We start from the raw sequence: 16,904 nt of genomic DNA, 5'->3' as shown, positions 1-16,904 counted from the left end.
AAAGTCGCGCGAGATATAGCGAACCTTAAACTAAGGATTTATACATGGCGTAGGCGTCTATCGTAAAGCCTGCGGGATGATCCCAAGGTGAAAAATTCCCTAACGTGTAGCCTAGCCCTTGATAAAACACCACGGCATTAAGTGATGCAGACAGGGACAAGGCGTTTAAGCCAGCGTCGATAGCCTGAGCCTCAAGAGCCCTGACTAGGCATTTCCCATAACCTTCACCGATAAAACAGGGATCGACAAAACAAGCTTCTAGGCTCGAACTTGAGCGGTCAATAAAGCCAAAACCAATCAATTGGTCGCTGTCATCTACCAATACCATCGCCTGATTATTCAATAAAACATTGCTGAAATGCACAGGCATCTCGACACCACTCTATCGCACCAATAAGTCGGACGAATAGTGGCTCGCACATCCCTTTAGTATGGCGCGCGTTCGAATTTGCCATATTTCACTCACCTCGTTGTGAGTGGCCAACCTCCATGCCGACATATCTGCTCCAAATAAAAACCCATGTTAATAACAGCAATTACTCGCTACCATATCAGCGTAGCCATTGGCGATTCAACCATAGTTAATATGTACAACAGCTTGATGATACTCATCAGCAAAGCTGTTTTTTTACTTTACATCAAGGAACCGCATTGAATAGCTCACCAGTATCGAACGCCTCAAAGGTTTGGCATCAAGGCGCTATAGTCTTTGCACTGTGCTCTGCGGTGCTAATGGGTACAATTGGTGCGCTGGCACAAGCAAGCATGCTCGATGCCACAACCGTAACGTTTTACCGCCTATTCATCGGCGCCGTGTGTTTATTAGCTTATATGGTTATCACAGGCAAACATCGCCAAATTCTTCACTGCCCCAGTAAACACAATGTTATTAACGGTGCCATGCTGGCTGGATTCATGGTGTTTTACGTTGAAGCCATTAACTATATCAACATGGCCAATGCGGTGATGGTGATCTATTTAGCACCACTGTTCACCGCCGCAGGGGCACATTTCTTGTTTGCAGAAAAGCTCAATAGGTTTACCCTCTCCGCTATTGTTACGGCACTCATGGGGGTGGTCTTTATATTACCTAGTCTATCTTCGCTAACAGACGATCCACAGCAATGGCGAGGCTATGGCTTCGCACTTTTAGCGCTGCTTAGCTATAGCAGTTTTATGCTGGTTAATCGCCGCTCAATACACACAACTCCCTATCAAAGTACCTTAGTCCAGCTCATTATAGGCGCATGCTGTTTACTGCCTTTTGCGCTTAATCAAGCAGTGGTTCCCAGCATTGAACAGTGGGGCTGGCTGTTATTGATCGGGTTTTTCCCTGGTTTCTTAGCTATCTTGCTGGCTGTTAAAGCATTACGCGAGCTGCCCACTGCAACCTTTGGCACCTTAGCCTATATGGAACCGGTTACAGTAGTGCTGCTCGGCTGGACGCTGTTTTCACAATACCTTACAGTAGATCAATTGGTTGGCTGCGTGCTAATCGTTATTGCAGGCCTAATTCAAACCCGATATAGCCATAGAAATCATGTTGAGTAACGACCTAAAATCACAGGAAGCGAGTATGAGTAGTGAGCAAGTAAGGATTGTCATTGTTGGCGGTGGAGCCGGTGGACTCGGCCTTGCCACCCAGTTGGGACACAAATTGGGTAAAAAAGGCCACGCTGAGATTATCTTAATCGATAAAAACCGTACCCATATTTGGAAACCTCTACTGCATGAAGTCGCAACAGGCTCGCTTGATGCCGATCTCGATGGTGTAGTTTACTCAGCTCACGCCGTAAAGCATGGGTACCAATTTCAACTGGGTGAACTCAATGATATCGATTTAAAACAAAAATGTATCTCCTTAGCCCCCATAGTTAACGCCAACGGCGAATCGCTATTACCTAGCAGACAATTGAGTTACGATAAATTGGTACTCGCTGTAGGCAGCGTAAGTAACGATTTTGGCACGCCTGGAGTACAAGAGCATTGCTACTTTTTAGACTCCCACCAGCAGGCTAATCGATTTCACGACGCATTGTTAGACAGCTTTACCCGAGTGCATCAATCGGATGAACTCGGCGCGCTAAAAATTGCCATTGTTGGCGGCGGCGCCACTGGCGTTGAGTTGTCAGCAGAGCTATATCATGTCACCGAGTTGCTTAAAGTCTACGGCTTAAGCAAAATGACCGCCGATAAACTCAGCATTAGTTTGATTGAGGCTGGGCCTCGCATCCTCCCTGCACTACCAGAGCGAATTGCGGCATCAGCCACTCGCGAGCTGACCAAACTTGGGGTAGAAGTCAGGCAAAACACCCGTATCAGCGAAGCCACAGCCAAGGGCTTTTTAACCTCAGAATCTGAACTTATCGATGCACACCTCATGCTTTGGGCGGCAGGCGTTAAAGCGCCAGAGTTCATTAGACAGATAGATGGATTAGAGCTTAATCGCGCCAATCAGATATTGGTCAAGCCGACACTGCAAAGTCTCACCAACGACTCACTCTATGTGATCGGTGACTGCTGCGCCTGTAAGCAAGCTGATGGCAGTTTTGTGCCACCGCGAGCGCAATCCGCCCATCAGATGGCTCAATGTGTCGAAGCTAATATTCTTAATGAAATCAATGGTAAAAGTTTGAATGAATATGAATATATCGATCATGGGTCGTTAGTAAACTTATCACGTTTTAGCACAGTGGGTAGTTTAATGGGTAACCTCACGAAAAACAGCATGTTTGTAGAAGGTAAAATTGCCCGCTTTATGTATATCTCCCTTTATCGCATGCACCAAAAAGCGATTCATGGCGTCCCTAAAACCTTCGCCCTATGGGTAGCAGAAAAAGTGATGCGAGTCGTGCGCCCAAGAATGAAACTGCACTAAAGTTTTAGTGATAGTTATTGTAATTAATAGTGATAGTTATTGTAATTGATAGTGATAGGGATAGTGAAACAGGGTTACTTTTTCTGTTTCACTAGCCTAAATGGCTTGTCGTTAGCTCAATAATCAAGATGAATAATTGGAAACGAGCTTAATCAATGTGTTCTAAAAAACGAACCGCATTGTCCAAATTGCGGGTGCGGCGCATGGGTGGCAAAGAGTTGATAAATGCCTGTCCGTAGGGGCGATTAACGATACGGTTATCACACAAGATCAATACACCGCGATCTTTTTCATCACGTATCAATCGACCTACGCCTTGATTTAAGGTGATAACCGCTTGCGGCAAGGACAAACTCATAAAAGGATCGTTCCCTTCACGCATTACCCCTTCGGCCCTTGCCTTATACAAGGTGTCATCGGGTGACATAAATGGCAGTTTATCGATAATGACGCAGCTTAACAGTTTACCGCGCACATCCACCCCCTCCCAAAATGCCCCCGTCCCCAACAAGACCGCATTGCCCAATTGACGATACTTTTTCAGCAAGGTTTGTTTACCAGCCTGGCCCTGCACTAATAGGGGATATTGCACTCGACCGTGCAGCGCTTGCGCCACCTGATTGAGCATTCGATGACTAGTAAACAGCATGAAAGTACGACCTTTAGCGGCATTGATGGCTTGTATCGCCACATCAACCAGCTGCTTAGTGGCGTTATCATGTTGGCTGACGCTCCCGAGATGACGAGGTACACAAAATAGTGCTTGGCGGCCATAGTCAAACGGACTATCTAAAATCAAGGTGTTAGCAGTATTAAGCCCAAGCGCTTTGGTAAATAAGCCAAGATCACGATTAATTTGTAAGGTCGCTGAGGTAAAGATCCAACTGGTGTCAGTTCGAAACAGTGCTTCACACTCTTTGGCCACATTGATAGGTGAAATACGCAGCACGATATGTCGATAGCCATATTCGACGCTGTACGCGCTATTGTGATTGTCACATTGGAAAAATGCCGCCAATTTACTTAAGTAAGCATCGAGTTTTTCAACACAATCATCGAACTCTTCATTACGGCCAAGGTATCCAAGCAACATATTTTTATAGGCAGTTAGCTCCTCTAGCAATCCCCATGAGGCGGCCATCAATTCTCGATTACTGAGTAAGTAACGCCAATCCACTTGCTCTGTTGCAAACATTAAAGATTGCCATTGTTCAAGTTGGGTTAAACAGCGCGCCGTCATGGCTGCTATCTGCGGCGAGTCCGCCATAGATTGGCGATAAAGGTTGGCAAATTGTTCAATAAGATTAAGTAAACTTTTGATAGTCAGTTGCTGACCAAAATAAGTCACAGCAATATCGGGCAGCAGGTGAGCCTCATCGAAAATAACCGCATCGGTATCGGGCAATAGCTCGGCAAACCCGGTCTCTTTTAGAACACTATCGGCCAAAAATAGATGATGATTGACCACAATAATCTTGGCTTCCATCGCCTTTTGCCGGGCTTTACGGGTGAAACAGGGCTCATAATGCTCACAGGCTTTACCAATGCAAGTCTCTTTTGAGCTAACGACTAACGGCAACGCCGCTGAGTTTTCTGAAACCGTATTTATTCCACCAATATCACCATCGATGGTTTGCCCAGCCCATTGATTTATCCGCAAAAGATCATCTAACACTTGGCTATCCATCACATCAGCGCCGCTGAGTTGGCGTTCCATATTGCGCTGACACAGGTAGTTACTACGCCCTTTCAGTAACGCAACCTTCAGTTTGATATCGAGCATCTGCTGCAGTGCGGGTAAGTCTTTAAAAAACAGCTGTTCTTGTAAGTTTTTACTCCCCGTGCTGACAATCACTTGCTTACCGCTTAACAGCGCGGGCACAAGGTAGGCATAGGTTTTACCCACCCCCGTTCCCGCCTCCACAACCAGATTTTGACCATGCCAAATGGCCTCGCTCACTGACGATGCCATTTGTTGCTGTTGAGGTCGGCAGCTATAGCCACTCACTAGTTGGGCAATGACGCCGTCATTAGCAAATATCTGCTGTACCTCTTGGGTTAATCTGCTGGTCAATCTAGGTCCATGTTCTATCTGATGTAAAGTGATGCAGGCATTATCCGTGTTTTATCTATGAGTACAAGTTGAGGCCGCTACCAAGTTAGGGATTTGGATAACAAGTTTACGCAAACAAGCTGAATATTTTTCAATGCAGTAAAATAAGGGTTGCATAAACATCCAGTCTTGATTAGTTTAAATACAACTTAGGCGAAAGCATCGTCCAAATACTAAATTATCGATACGAGAAAAGAATATGACCCAGCGTTTGAATACTATCCATCATCACCATCATATGCGGTAGCCTTCGGACGCTTACTGCCGGAGGACTATTTCCTTCTGGCGGTTGATTCAAATGAGATCAAAAACCCCTGGAAGGAATTCCGGGGGTTTTTAGTTTTAAGTTTAAGATTTTGTTTTTATACAATTAATTTTATTGAATCAACACAGAGGAAGTCAGTTATGTCAGAGTCAAACAGATTACGTATCGCGATCCAAAAGTCAGGCCGCTTATCTAAAGAGTCTCAAAAGCTACTAAAAAGCTGTGGCGTTAAATTTAACGTTAACGAACAGCGCCTTATCGCACACTCAGACAATATGCCAATCGACCTACTCCGCGTACGCGATGATGACATTCCAGGCTTAGTCATGGATGGTGTCGTTGATCTAGGCATCATCGGCGAAAACGTGCTCGAAGAGGAGCAAATTGAGCGCCAAGCCATCGGTAAACCTGCTGAATGCCTTAAGTTAAGAGAACTTGATTTTGGTGCGTGTCGATTATCACTTGCTGTACCAACCGAATTTAGTTATCAAGACGCGACCTCACTAGAGGGGCTTCGCATAGCGACTTCTTATCCGAACCTGTTACGCCGCTACATGCAGGAAAAAGGCATTAACTACCGAGACTGTATGTTAAAAGGCTCAGTTGAAGTCGCGCCTCGTGCAGGGCTTGCTGATGGCATATGCGATCTGGTATCAACAGGCGCAACACTCGAAGCCAATGGTTTGTACGAAACTGAAGTGATCTACCAATCTATGGCCTGCATCATTCAGTCGACGCAAGAGCAAACTCCCGACAAACAAGCCTTAATCAACAAGATTCTTTCTCGCATCAATGGCGTTGTACGAGCCAAAGAGAGTAAATATATTCTGCTGCACGCGCCTACCGAAACCCTTGACCAAATTGTTGCACTGCTCCCAGGCGCTGAAAATCCAACCGTACTGCCACTGAACGATGACACCAATCGTGTGGCCATCCACGCGGTAAGCACAGAAGATCTGTTTTGGGACACCATGGAGGAGCTCACTAAGTTAGGGGCAAGCTCAATCCTTGTCATGCCAATCGAAAAAATGATGGGTTAACACTATGACGCTAAATACGAGTACCGATGCAATGAAGGTCGAGATGCAACAACTCAATTGGGGAGCGTTAAACCTTAGTGAGCAAAAACAAGCACTGCAGCGCTCTCCCCTCGTTGGCGATTTGGCACTAGAGCAGAGTGTCAAAAACATTATTGATACAGTGGCTAACGAGGGTGATGTCGCGCTCAAGCAATTTTCAAAACAGTTTGACAACGTCAAATTGGATGAGCTTGCACTGTCTGGCATGGAGATAGAAGCCGCCTGCGCGAGAGTCAGCGATGAGATAAAGAGCGCCATAGCGCAAGCTATGGGCAACATAGAGACCTTCCATAAAGCACAAGCCTTTCAAGGCATTGATGTTGAAACTCAAGCGGGTGTGCGCTGCGAGCTTCGTAGTGAGTCCATTGAGAAAGTAGGGCTTTATATTCCTGGAGGCAGTGCGCCGCTCATATCTACGGTATTGATGCTCGCACTGCCAGCCAAAATTGCGGGATGTGAGCAACGTGTGCTCGTCAGTCCACCACCCATTGATGATGCCATTGTCTATGCAGCCAATGCATGTGGGATCACAGAGATTTTTCAAGTCGGTGGTGCCCAAGCCATCGCCGCCTTGGCACTGGGCACTGAGTCGATACCTGCTGTCGATAAAATATTTGGCCCAGGTAATCGTTATGTCACCGAAGCTAAACGTCTAGTATCCCAAGATAGTCGCTGTGTGGTAAGTATCGATATGCCAGCTGGGCCTTCAGAGGTCTTAGTTATCGCAGATAAAGACGCGAACGCCAATTTTATCGCCGCCGACCTATTGTCTCAAGCGGAGCACGGCCCAGACTCGCAAGTGATGCTGGTCACCGACAGCCAAAAACTCGCTAATGAGGTCAATCAAGCGCTGCAACAACAACTTGCCCTGTTATCTAGAGCCGATATCGCGAAGACGGCGCTATGTTGCAGCCGCACCTTACTGGTTAGCGATATGAATGAAGCCGCTAAAGTGTCCAACCGTTATGGCCCAGAACACTTAATTATTCAGACCTGTGCACCTCGTGAACTGCTCAGACAAATTCGCGCTGCGGGCTCGGTATTTTTAGGGGCCTACACACCAGAGTCGGTGGGCGATTATGCCAGTGGCACTAACCATGTGTTACCCACCTACGGTTATAGCAGGGCCGTCTCTAGTCTATCACTTGCCGATTTTTGCCGTCGTTTTACCGTGCAAGAACTCAGTGCAGAGGGATTAATGAGACTAGGCCAAAGCGTAATGACGCTTGCCAGCGCCGAGCAACTCGATGCCCACAAAAATGCTATCGCGGTGCGTTTGCTTAGCATTGAAGCGGCAACAAGTACGGATAAGGGAGCTTAATTATGGAGCAGAAGTTAACTATTGCCGAGCGACTAGCACGCCCAGAGCTGCTGACGCTGCAGCCCTATCAGTCTGCGCGCCGCATTGGTGGTGAAGGACAGGTTTGGGTCAATGCCAATGAGTCACCGTTTAACAATAGTGATATCGACGGCCTCAATCGCTATCCTGAATGTCAGCCACCCGCACTTATTAATGCTTATGCCAAATATGCAGGTGTGACTGCCGGTCAAGTCCTCACCAGTCGCGGTGCTGATGAAGCTATCGAGCTGTTAATTCGTACCTTTTGTGTACCAGGCAAAGATAGCATTGCCTGTTTTGGCCCGACCTATGGCATGTACGCCATTAGCGCACAAACCTTTAATGTCGGTGTTAATGCCCTGCGTCTTAATGATGAATATCAACTGCCAAACGACATCGATGTGCAAGTTGATGATGCCAAGTTGGTGTTTATTTGTAATCCCAACAATCCCACTGGCACTGTCATTAACCCAGAGGTGATCGAGCAGGTGATCGCAAAACTGCCTGATGCTCTCGTCGTTGTCGATGAAGCCTATATCGAGTTTTGCCCCGACTACAGTGTTGCCAACCTTATCAATCAGTTTGACAATCTCATCGTGCTGCGCACCTTATCCAAAGCATTTGCGCTGGCGGGCGCTCGCTGTGGCTTCATGCTCGCCAATGAGATGATCATTGAGATGGTGATGCGAGTCATCGCGCCCTACCCAGTGCCTTTGCCTGTATCCAACCTTGCTTGCGAGGCGCTAAGCCCACAAGGCATCGACACCATGAAACAACAGGTTAGCCAACTTAAACAAAATGGTTTACGACTCAGTGAAGCCTTGCTGCGCATCGGCGCTCAAGTCCTGCCCGCCAATGGTAACTTTGTATTGGCGACCTTTGACAATGTCACCGAAATCCAAAACAAACTTAAGCAAGGCGGCGCTGTCGCGCGAGCCTATAAAGATCCCGCTCTAGCCAACAGCATTCGATTTAGTTTTGCCAGTGATGAACAAACGGATACGTTAATCAATCTGCTTATTGATTAATCGCCGAGAAGCACAGATATTGACCCATATAACCCTAACTAGTGGCACAGAATAAGAATTGAAATTGAAGGTAGAATAAAGATGAAACAAAAGATCCTTTTTATCGATAGAGATGGCACCATCATCGAAGAGCCAATCACCGACAAGCAAGTTGATAGTTTGTCCAAGCTGGTATTTGAACCGCAAGTGATCCCCGCGCTACTTAAGCTTCAAGGTGCAGGCTATCGTCTAGTCATGGTCAGTAACCAAGATGGATTAGGCACCCCGTCGTTCCCTAAAGATGATTTTGACGCGCCGCAGAACATGATGATGCAGATATTATCCAGCCAAGGGGTAGTGTTCGATGACGTGCTGATCTGCCCACATTTTAATGATGAAAACTGTAGTTGTCGTAAGCCTAAACTGGGTTTAGTTAAATCATACCTTACCGAAGGCCGTGTCGACTTTACTGGCTCTGTTGTCATAGGCGATAGAGAAACTGACCTAGGCCTTGCTGACGCCATGGGAATTAAAGGGCTGCAATATAACCGTGAAAACCTTAATTGGGATGCCATTGCCGACGACCTCTTGGGCACTAATCGTGTTGCAACCGTTGTGCGCACCACAAAAGAAACCGACATCCGCGTCACGGTAGATTTAGATAGCCAACAGAAAAGTGACATCAATACAGGCATTGGCTTTTTTGACCACATGCTAGATCAAATCGCCACCCATGGCAGCTTCAAGCTGGATGTAAGCGTCGATGGAGACTTAGAGATTGACGATCACCACAGCGTCGAAGATACCGCCTTAGCCATTGGTGATGCACTAAGACAAGCCTTAGGTGATAAGCGTGGTATCGCTCGCTTTGGCTTTAGCATCCCTATGGATGAAGCCAGTGCCACTTGTCTGCTGGACTTATCAGGGCGGCCGTTCATCAAGTTTGATGGCCAATTTGAACGCGAAATGGTGGGCGAGATGGCGACCGAAATGGTGCCACACTTTTTCCGCTCATTTGCTGATGGTCTGCGCTGTACTCTGCATTTGTCCACCAACGGCGACAATGATCACCACAAAGTAGAAAGCTTATTTAAAGTGCTCGGTCGTACCCTGCGCCAAGCGGTTAAGATTGAAGGCGATGCGCTGCCATCGAGCAAAGGTGTGCTATGACAACCGCTCAAGACACCACCGTCATAATCGACACTGACTGCGCCAACTTAAGTTCGGTGCGCTATGCATTTGAGCGAATCAAGGCCAATGTGACCGTCACCGATAATATTGACGCCATTAAAGCGGCCACTCGAGTGGTGCTACCTGGTGTTGGTACGGCAAGAGCGGCCATGCTATCGCTCAATAATAAAGCGCTAATCGATACCATTACAGACTTAACGCAGCCAGTACTTGGTGTTTGTTTGGGGATGCAATTGTTAACGACGCAGTCAGCGGAACGAGGCAGCGATACTAACGATTGCCGATGTCTTGGCATTATAGACACTGCTATCGGCGAGCTCGATAGCCAAGGTTTGCCGTTGCCCCATATGGGTTGGAATCAAATCACTACAACGGCGCACCCACTTTTTAGTGGTATAGCGCCGGGGAGTTATGTGTATTTTGTGCATAGCTATCGTGCTCCGATCAGCCAATACACCATTGCTAGCAGTCAATATGGCGAGCCCTTTAGTGCGGCCATCGCCAAGGATAACTTTATGGGCGTGCAGTTCCACCCAGAGAAAAGTGCCGCCATTGGCGCTCAGATCCTGAAAAACTTTATGAAAATGACCAGTAACAGTCTAAATCTACAAAGATCGGAGGTTGCCCAATGATTATCCCCGCAATCGATCTTATCGACGGCCAAGTGGTTCGCCTCTATCAAGGCGACTATAACCAGCAAACCACCTTTGCCTTAAGTCCATTAAGCCAACTTCAATCTTATCAAGCACAAGGCGCCCAGTGGCTACATATCGTTGACCTTACAGGCGCCAAAGATCCCGACCTACGCCAAACAGCATTGATAGCTGAACTAGTGAACGGGCTTAAAGCCAATATTCAAGTGGGCGGCGGCATTCGCAGCGAAGCCCAAGTAGCGGAGCTGCTGGAGATTGGCGTCAAACGAGTGGTGATAGGCTCACTCGCGGTCAAAGAGACGGCACTGGTGCAAAATTGGTTTACCAAATATGGTAGCGACGCCATCTGTTTAGCACTCGATGTCAATATCAATGAAGAGGGCGAGAAAATCGTTGCCGTGTCAGGCTGGCAATCGGGTGGCGGTAAAACCTTAGAGTCCTTAGTGGAAGCCTTTACACCTTATGGCCTAAAACACGCACTGGTGACCGACATTAGTCGTGATGGCACCCTGAAAGGTAGTAACACCGAATTATACCAAGAGATCGCGCAGCTTTATCCCGATATTACATGGCAAGCGTCTGGTGGTATTGCTAATCTCGAGGACGTTGCCGCAGTAAGAGACAGTGGCGCCAACGGTATTATTATCGGCAAAGCCCTATTAATTGAAAACTTTAGTGTCGAGGAGGCTATCCAATGTTGGCCAAACGCATAGTCCCCTGCCTTGATGTCCGCGAAGGTAAAGTGGTTAAAGGCGTCCAGTTTCGTAACCATGAAATTGTCGGCGACATAGTCCCCCTGGCCGCACGTTACGCCGTTGAGGGCGCCGATGAACTGGTGTTTTATGACATTACCGCCAGCGCGCACGACCGTGTGGTTGATAAAAGTTGGGTGAGCCGGGTTGCCGAGCAGATTGATATCCCCTTCTGTGTTGCGGGCGGAATAAAAACGATTGCTCAAGCGCGAGAAAAACTTGCCTTTGGCGCCGATAAAATCTCGATTAACTCACCAGCCTTAAGCAATCCTAGTCTAATCGATCGCCTGCAGGATGAGTTTGGTCGCCAATGTATCGTTATTGGTATCGACTCCTTCTATGACGCTGACAGCAATAGCTACAAGGTTAAGCAGTTTACTGGTGATGAAGCCGCGACTAAAGATACCCAATGGTATACCCAAGACTGGGTTGAAGAGGTTCAAAAACGTGGCTGCGGAGAAATTGTACTGAACGTCATGAACCAAGATGGTGTGCGCCAAGGTTATGACATTAAACAACTATCAATGGTACGCGCCATCTGCGATGTTCCCCTTATCGCTTCTGGCGGTGCTGGCACCATGGAACATTTTAAGCGTGTGTTTACCGAGGCTAACGTTGATGCAGCCCTCGCCGCTAGCGTATTCCATAAGGGAATTATCGATATTCAGGCACTTAAACGTTACCTCATCAGCAACGCGATACCTATGCGCGTCTAACCCAATTGAAGGATAAACAATGAAAAACATCGAAGATTTTAGTCAACTTGATTGGGACAAACAGCAAGGCTTGCTGCCTGCGGTAATACAAAACCATTTAACGGGTAAGGTGCTGATGCTGGGTTATATGGATAAGGAAGCGTTAGTTAAAACCTTAACCACTAAGCACGTGACTTTTTTTAGCCGCAGCAAGCAACGCTTGTGGACCAAAGGTGAAACCTCTGGTAATACGCTAAATTTAGTGGCTATCGACACGGATTGCGATCATGATAGCTTATTGGTGCAGGTGATCCCAAATGGACCAACCTGCCACCTCGAACGAGAAAGTTGCTGGCCAGACGGGGATGCACACCCCTTTATCGACAACTTAGGCAAACTGATCGCTTCTCGTAAAGGTGATGACCCAGAATCTAGCTATACCGCCCATCTATTTGAGCGTGGCACTAAGCGTATCGCTCAAAAAGTAGGCGAAGAGGGGTTAGAAACCGCGTTAGCTGCTGCGACTCATGACAAAGCAGAGTTAATCGATGAGGCATCGGATCTCATCTACCACCTATTGGTGTTGCTTGAAGACCAAGACCTAAGCCTTGCCGATGTTACCGACAATCTCGTTAAACGTCACAACAAGGTAAAATAAGTTTAGCGCACAAAAAAAGCACCTCAGTAAGCCACTGAGGTGCTTAACATTTATTCTATAAGCCTATTGACGAATAAAGTTAACCGTTTCTTCTACGACCCCATCCCCATCTTCGTCAACACTCAGCACTAATACATTGTCTTCAACACTAACAAATAGTCCAAGTTCAGGATTTTCGGCAAAGTCTGTCAAGCCTGTATCACCGTTGCTATCAAAAGTTTGGGTCACCGTCATACGATTGGTCTCACTATCAATCGCATAAGTGCCCCACTCCATCCCTGACTCTTCACTTTGATCATCGAAGTCTACTTCAGCGTGCACATAAGTACCGTCGTTATAAAAAATGAACATCAACAGGTCATTCTCATCTGCATCCCCATCATTACGATCTCTAACGACCCAGGTACCAATAACACCATCATCAGGCAACGAATTAAATGAGATCGTACCATCAGATGTCCCATCTGCATCTTCATCGATGTCAAACACTAACTGACCATCGGCAACCTGTGCAAACAGCCTTGGCGCACCTTCCTCGGTAGTGAAATCAGTTAAGCCAGTATCACCATTCTCATCAAAGGTTTGAGTCGGTGATACTCGACCGGTCGCGCTATCACGTTCATAGGTTCCCCACTCCATTCCTGATATTTCATCGTCCGCTTCTTCTAGATCAACCTCTAAATGGATATAAGTTCCATCATCAAAGAAAACAAAGCTAAGCAACTCATTAACAGCATTACCACTGTTATCATCTAACTGATCCCATGCGCCAACAATACCGACCTGTACCTCATTGTCTCTCAGTTCACCAGAAAGATGTTCCAGTGCCGCATTTTCAGAAATTAGCGCGGTGACAGCGGTGTCCTGACCACCATTTTCAATGGTTGCTTGTACAGCCGATGACGCAGCAAAATCTGCCGTACTTAAACTGAAATCCACGGGCTCCGCAGCATCGATAGCCGTTTGAGTGATAGTAATACCATTGCTGGCATCACCATCTTGATCTAGGGTTTGCAGCAATCTCGCCATATTAACAACTGAAGAGTTGGTCACATCTTCTGTCGCTGCAATACTCAGCGGCGTCACCACACCGGTCGCTACCGTTGGTGGGAACTCAAGCCCACCGATAAAAAACGTCACCGTCTCACCAGCGATATAGTTATACTCGCCTTGCGCATTGGTTACCCCAGTTTGTGTTGCAGTGCGATAGCCAATGCCTATCACAGCGCTATCGATAAAAATACCTGCGCTAACAGTTGGACTAGGAGGAATTACTGGTGGCGGAGTGGTCGTTTCGTCATCATCACTACTGCCACATGCAACGAGTAAAGATGAAACAAGCAATGCTATCAGTTTTTTATTCATGTCATTTCCTTTAACATTCGTTCATTGAACTAGGTTGGATTATTTACGCAATGAAGCTCTTTTAGGTTAGAAGTAAAAACCGCAAACAGTCAATATATAACAAGTCCATATCGGTGCACTTGCACATGAAGCATAACAATACTCACTACTCCAATGACAAAAGTCAGTATCATTAATCACGGCAACCCGCCGATGCCAGCATATATTCTTATTTATAGTAAATAAGTCGAGTATATTGACTGCTAGCACCTTCATCCTTCGCTATAGAAAACACACTGTTTTATAGGTTATTTTGATGCGTAAACTACTGTAGCTAAGGCGCAGTTCTGCTACAATCTCGCGGTAATATCCCCTCTAACATTACATAAAAAAATAAAACCCTATGAATCATTCAAACAAAGTTTTAGCCGTTAACGATGATCTACCAATTCGTACAGACAAACCTGTTCATTCAGGTAAAGTTCGCAGCGTATATTGGCTTACTGCCGAAGACAGTGCGCGCCTGATCCAGCAAAAAGGTTACGATGTTCCCGCTGACACTCCGCTGGCCATTATGGTGATCAGCGACCGTATTTCCGCTTTCGATTGCATCTGGCAAGGCGAAAATGGTCTAAACGGTGTGCCAGGTAAAGGCGCTGCACTTAATGCGATCTCCAACCACTGGTTTAAGCTGTTCAAAGAGAAAGGCTTAGCCGATAGCCATATTCTTGATGTGCCACACCCCTTTGTATGGATTGTACAAAAAGCCCAGCCAGTGATGGTTGAAGCCATTGCACGCCAATACATTACAGGATCCATGTGGCGCGCTTATAGCAAGGGCGAGCGTGATTTTTGCGGTATTACCCTTCCTGAAGGCCTTGAGAAAGATCAAAAGCTTGACGAAGTGCTTATCACACCATCAACCAAAGGTGTACTCACCGGACTTGAAGGCGTACCTGAGGCTGATGACGTTAACGTATCTCGTGCCGATCTTGAACGCCACCTAGCAGGCTTTAACTTCCATCAGCCAAGCGATATCGACTTGTATGAGAAGTTACTCAAAGAAGGTTTTGCCGTGATAAGTGACGCCCTCGCCGCTGCCGATCAAATCTTTGTCGATACTAAGTTTGAATTTGGCTACGTTAACGACGCCGACGGCAATGAAAAACTGATCTATATGGATGAAGTGGGGACGCCAGATTCATCACGTATTTGGGATGGTGAAGCACGCCGCAACGGCAAGATTGTTGAGAAATCAAAAGAAGGTTTCAGACAGTGGTTACTTAATCATTTCCCTGATCCTGATATTCTGCTCAACAAAGAGCGCATGCCTGAGCGCTTCGCCTTGGCCAAGGATAACAAGCTCCCACTAGAAGTCATGATGGATATCTCCAATACTTATGTTGGTATTGCCGAAACCATCATTGGTGAAAAGTTAGTCTTGAGTGAAAACCCACGTCAGGAAGTGGTTGATATTCTACGTAATGAGTATCAACTGATTGTTGACTAGATATTAGCTTCTGGCTAAAAAATAAAACCGCAGTAGTCATTTAGCTACTGCGGTTTTTTGTTATCACCGCTAATTTGTGCCAATTAATAAATTGATGGTTCACCTGGCGGCCGAGTACGTAGCACTTTTAAAAACCACATATATTGCTCAGGGTATGCATTAATCACCTGCTCTACAGCACGATTAAGCGCTAGGGCCTCATTCTCTTTGCCTTGCATTTGGGCAGGATCAATCGGCGCCATCACGGTCAGTAGATACCGACGCGTTTTTTGGTTGTAGCCAATTTTTACAGGCATAACCTGAGCATTGCCTGCGGCCGCTAAACGGCCAACCACAGGTAACGTTGCCTTGACCGTGCCTAAAAACGGGGCAAAAACGCTTTTCTCTGGACCTAAATCTTCATCCGGCAAATAGAAAAAGCTATTGTCATTTTTCAGCTCTGAAAGCAGCGCACGAATACCAGCCTCGCGCATATAGATATTACCGCCTTGAGAGCTACGCATACGATTATTAAACCAATCGAATAGCTTATTACGATGGGCTTTTGCCATGGCGACCATAGGCAACTCAGCATTTAAGCGTAATCCGGCATATTCTATTCCCCACACGTGGGGCATGATAAAGATAACGGGTTGGCCACCATCACGGGCACGCTGCACGTGTTCAAATCCTACTAACTCAACACGACGACGAAGATTTTTAGTTGAGCGGAGCAACAGTTCCGATTGCGCGAGTAAGATCATGACAAAGTTTTCGACATTATCATCGAGTAACTGTGTGATCTCAGCTTCACTCTTTTCTGGGAAGCAAGCCACTAAATTGGCTCGTGCGACGCTAAGCGGTTTCTTAGCAATCTGCTTCACCAGTTTCGCTAATGTGCGCGCAATGGGGTCCCTCAGCCAAGCAGGCATTAACCCAAAAATCACTAGCGCACCAATAGCAAGCCAAGTTGGCCAGTGTTTTGGGTGCAAGAGTTCAAATTTAAAGCGGCGATCGAAATATTTTGGTTTTCTAGACAAGTAATTAAACCTCAAACTTGCGAAGAGTCCGATAAGACTGGAGTTCAGAAAAACAGAAAAAGCCACTCGTAGAGTGGCCTTAACTTTTAATCAAGTGAAGTTATTTACCGGCGTTAGCCTCTTCAACTCGACTCTTCAGTTTCTGTCCTGGGCGGAAAGTCACCACACGACGAGCAGAAATTGGAATATCCTCGCCTGTTTTAGGGTTTCTTCCCGGTCTTTGATTTTTGTCCCTTAGGTCAAAGTTGCCAAAGCCAGATAACTTGACCTGCTCACCGTTTTCTAGCGCTGACCGAATTTCTTCGAAAAACGCTTCAACCATCTCTTTAGCTACTCGCTTGTTAATTCCAAGCGTTTCAAAAAGATGCTCTGCCATTTCGGCTTTGGTAAGTGCCATACTT

General features: G+C 46.6%; 16 protein-coding genes and 1 other annotated feature. Of the genes, 11 read left to right on the top strand and 5 right to left on the bottom strand.

Annotated features, from left to right (window positions below; all coding sequences use genetic code 11):
- Positions 1–25 precede the first annotated feature (25 nt).
- Positions 26–370 (bottom strand): GNAT family N-acetyltransferase, encoded by a 345-nt coding sequence (locus BEL05_RS18780; protein ID WP_069672080.1) that lies wholly within the window; start codon positions 368–370, stop codon positions 26–28.
- Between the two features lie 281 nt (positions 371–651).
- Between BEL05_RS18780 and BEL05_RS18775 the strand changes: the two genes are divergently transcribed.
- Together BEL05_RS18775 and BEL05_RS18770 are read left to right on the top strand one after the other, a co-directional pair.
- On the top strand, positions 652–1,551 hold the full coding sequence (locus BEL05_RS18775) for a DMT family transporter (RefSeq protein WP_245687031.1): 900 nt from the start codon (positions 652–654) through the stop codon (positions 1,549–1,551).
- A 25-nt stretch (positions 1,552–1,576) separates the two neighbouring features.
- Entirely contained in the window at positions 1,577–2,878 is a 1,302-nt protein-coding gene (locus BEL05_RS18770; RefSeq protein WP_028762051.1) for an NAD(P)/FAD-dependent oxidoreductase, read from the top strand.
- Between the two features lie 148 nt (positions 2,879–3,026).
- Here BEL05_RS18770 and yoaA read toward each other — a convergent pair whose 3' ends face one another.
- A complete protein-coding gene (gene yoaA / locus BEL05_RS18765; RefSeq protein WP_069672079.1) occupies positions 3,027–4,952 on the bottom strand; it encodes a DNA repair helicase YoaA in 1,926 nt (641 codons plus the stop codon).
- A gap of 261 nt (positions 4,953–5,213) precedes the next feature.
- Positions 5,214–5,334, top strand: a sequence feature (His leader region).
- Between the two features lie 62 nt (positions 5,335–5,396).
- Here yoaA and hisG point away from each other — a divergent pair.
- From hisG to hisIE, 8 genes are all read left to right on the top strand, one after another.
- Positions 5,397–6,296, top strand: a complete 900-nt coding sequence (hisG, locus tag BEL05_RS18760) for an ATP phosphoribosyltransferase (protein ID WP_028762053.1) — start codon at positions 5,397–5,399, stop codon at positions 6,294–6,296.
- A gap of 43 nt (positions 6,297–6,339) precedes the next feature.
- Entirely contained in the window at positions 6,340–7,656 is a 1,317-nt protein-coding gene (gene hisD / locus BEL05_RS18755; protein WP_069672260.1) for a histidinol dehydrogenase, read from the top strand.
- Between the two features lie 2 nt (positions 7,657–7,658).
- On the top strand, positions 7,659–8,702 hold the full coding sequence (gene hisC, locus BEL05_RS18750) for a histidinol-phosphate transaminase (protein ID WP_069672078.1): 1,044 nt from the start codon (positions 7,659–7,661) through the stop codon (positions 8,700–8,702).
- Between the two features lie 81 nt (positions 8,703–8,783).
- Complete coding sequence (gene hisB / locus BEL05_RS18745) at positions 8,784–9,851, top strand: bifunctional histidinol-phosphatase/imidazoleglycerol-phosphate dehydratase HisB (protein ID WP_028762056.1); 1,068 nt, start codon at positions 8,784–8,786, stop codon at positions 9,849–9,851.
- Positions 9,848–10,504, top strand: coding sequence for an imidazole glycerol phosphate synthase subunit HisH (gene hisH / locus BEL05_RS18740; RefSeq protein WP_069672077.1), 657 nt, complete (start codon positions 9,848–9,850; stop codon positions 10,502–10,504). Before hisB ends, hisH begins: the two co-directional genes overlap by 4 nt.
- Positions 10,501–11,238 (top strand): 1-(5-phosphoribosyl)-5-[(5-phosphoribosylamino)methylideneamino]imidazole-4-carboxamide isomerase, encoded by a 738-nt coding sequence (gene hisA, locus BEL05_RS18735; protein WP_069672076.1) that lies wholly within the window; start codon positions 10,501–10,503, stop codon positions 11,236–11,238. Before hisH ends, hisA begins: the two co-directional genes overlap by 4 nt.
- Entirely contained in the window at positions 11,220–11,993 is a 774-nt protein-coding gene (hisF, locus tag BEL05_RS18730; protein ID WP_028762059.1) for an imidazole glycerol phosphate synthase subunit HisF, read from the top strand. The genes hisA and hisF overlap by 19 nt, the downstream gene beginning before the upstream one ends.
- A 19-nt stretch (positions 11,994–12,012) precedes the next feature.
- A complete protein-coding gene (hisIE, locus tag BEL05_RS18725) occupies positions 12,013–12,630 on the top strand; it encodes a bifunctional phosphoribosyl-AMP cyclohydrolase/phosphoribosyl-ATP diphosphatase HisIE (RefSeq protein WP_069672075.1) in 618 nt (205 codons plus the stop codon).
- A gap of 63 nt (positions 12,631–12,693) precedes the next feature.
- Here hisIE and BEL05_RS18720 read toward each other — a convergent pair whose 3' ends face one another.
- Positions 12,694–13,995: a hypothetical protein gene (locus BEL05_RS18720; RefSeq protein WP_069672074.1), complete on the bottom strand. Its 1,302-nt coding sequence runs from the start codon at positions 13,993–13,995 to the stop codon at positions 12,694–12,696.
- 382 nt (positions 13,996–14,377) lie between these two features.
- Between BEL05_RS18720 and BEL05_RS18715 the strand changes: the two genes are divergently transcribed.
- Positions 14,378–15,484, top strand: a complete 1,107-nt coding sequence (locus BEL05_RS18715) for a phosphoribosylaminoimidazolesuccinocarboxamide synthase (RefSeq protein ID WP_069672073.1) — start codon at positions 14,378–14,380, stop codon at positions 15,482–15,484.
- 83 nt (positions 15,485–15,567) lie between these two features.
- On the opposite strand, the gene lpxM is transcribed toward BEL05_RS18715, so the two are convergent.
- Both lpxM and ihfA read right to left on the bottom strand, forming a co-directional pair.
- Positions 15,568–16,503: a lauroyl-Kdo(2)-lipid IV(A) myristoyltransferase gene (lpxM, locus tag BEL05_RS18710; protein ID WP_069672072.1), complete on the bottom strand. Its 936-nt coding sequence runs from the start codon at positions 16,501–16,503 to the stop codon at positions 15,568–15,570.
- 100 nt (positions 16,504–16,603) lie between these two features.
- Positions 16,604–16,900, bottom strand: coding sequence for an integration host factor subunit alpha (gene ihfA, locus BEL05_RS18705; RefSeq protein WP_028762064.1), 297 nt, complete (start codon positions 16,898–16,900; stop codon positions 16,604–16,606).
- Positions 16,901–16,904 lie beyond the last annotated feature (4 nt).

The organism is Shewanella colwelliana, assembly GCF_001735525.1.
Classification (GTDB): Bacteria; Pseudomonadota; Gammaproteobacteria; order Enterobacterales; family Shewanellaceae; genus Shewanella; species Shewanella colwelliana.
The sequence above is the reverse complement of the archived record's forward strand: the minus strand, read 5'-3'. Positions and strand labels throughout refer to the sequence as shown.

Coding starts and splice junctions, on each gene's coding strand:
- ihfA (WP_028762064.1), bottom strand. CDS start 16,900: ATGGCACTTACCAAAGCCGAAATGGCAGAGCATCTTTTTGAAACGCTT.
- hisB (WP_028762056.1), top strand. CDS start 8,784: ATGAAACAAAAGATCCTTTTTATCGATAGAGATGGCACCATCATCGAA.
- hisIE (WP_069672075.1), top strand. CDS start 12,013: ATGAAAAACATCGAAGATTTTAGTCAACTTGATTGGGACAAACAGCAA.
- BEL05_RS18770 (WP_028762051.1), top strand. CDS start 1,577: ATGAGTAGTGAGCAAGTAAGGATTGTCATTGTTGGCGGTGGAGCCGGT.
- hisF (WP_028762059.1), top strand. CDS start 11,220: ATGTTGGCCAAACGCATAGTCCCCTGCCTTGATGTCCGCGAAGGTAAA.
- hisC (WP_069672078.1), top strand. CDS start 7,659: ATGGAGCAGAAGTTAACTATTGCCGAGCGACTAGCACGCCCAGAGCTG.
- BEL05_RS18720 (WP_069672074.1), bottom strand. CDS start 13,995: ATGAATAAAAAACTGATAGCATTGCTTGTTTCATCTTTACTCGTTGCA.
- BEL05_RS18780 (WP_069672080.1), bottom strand. CDS start 370: ATGCCTGTGCATTTCAGCAATGTTTTATTGAATAATCAGGCGATGGTA.
- BEL05_RS18715 (WP_069672073.1), top strand. CDS start 14,378: ATGAATCATTCAAACAAAGTTTTAGCCGTTAACGATGATCTACCAATT.
- hisA (WP_069672076.1), top strand. CDS start 10,501: ATGATTATCCCCGCAATCGATCTTATCGACGGCCAAGTGGTTCGCCTC.
- hisH (WP_069672077.1), top strand. CDS start 9,848: ATGACAACCGCTCAAGACACCACCGTCATAATCGACACTGACTGCGCC.
- hisG (WP_028762053.1), top strand. CDS start 5,397: ATGTCAGAGTCAAACAGATTACGTATCGCGATCCAAAAGTCAGGCCGC.
- hisD (WP_069672260.1), top strand. CDS start 6,340: ATGCAACAACTCAATTGGGGAGCGTTAAACCTTAGTGAGCAAAAACAA.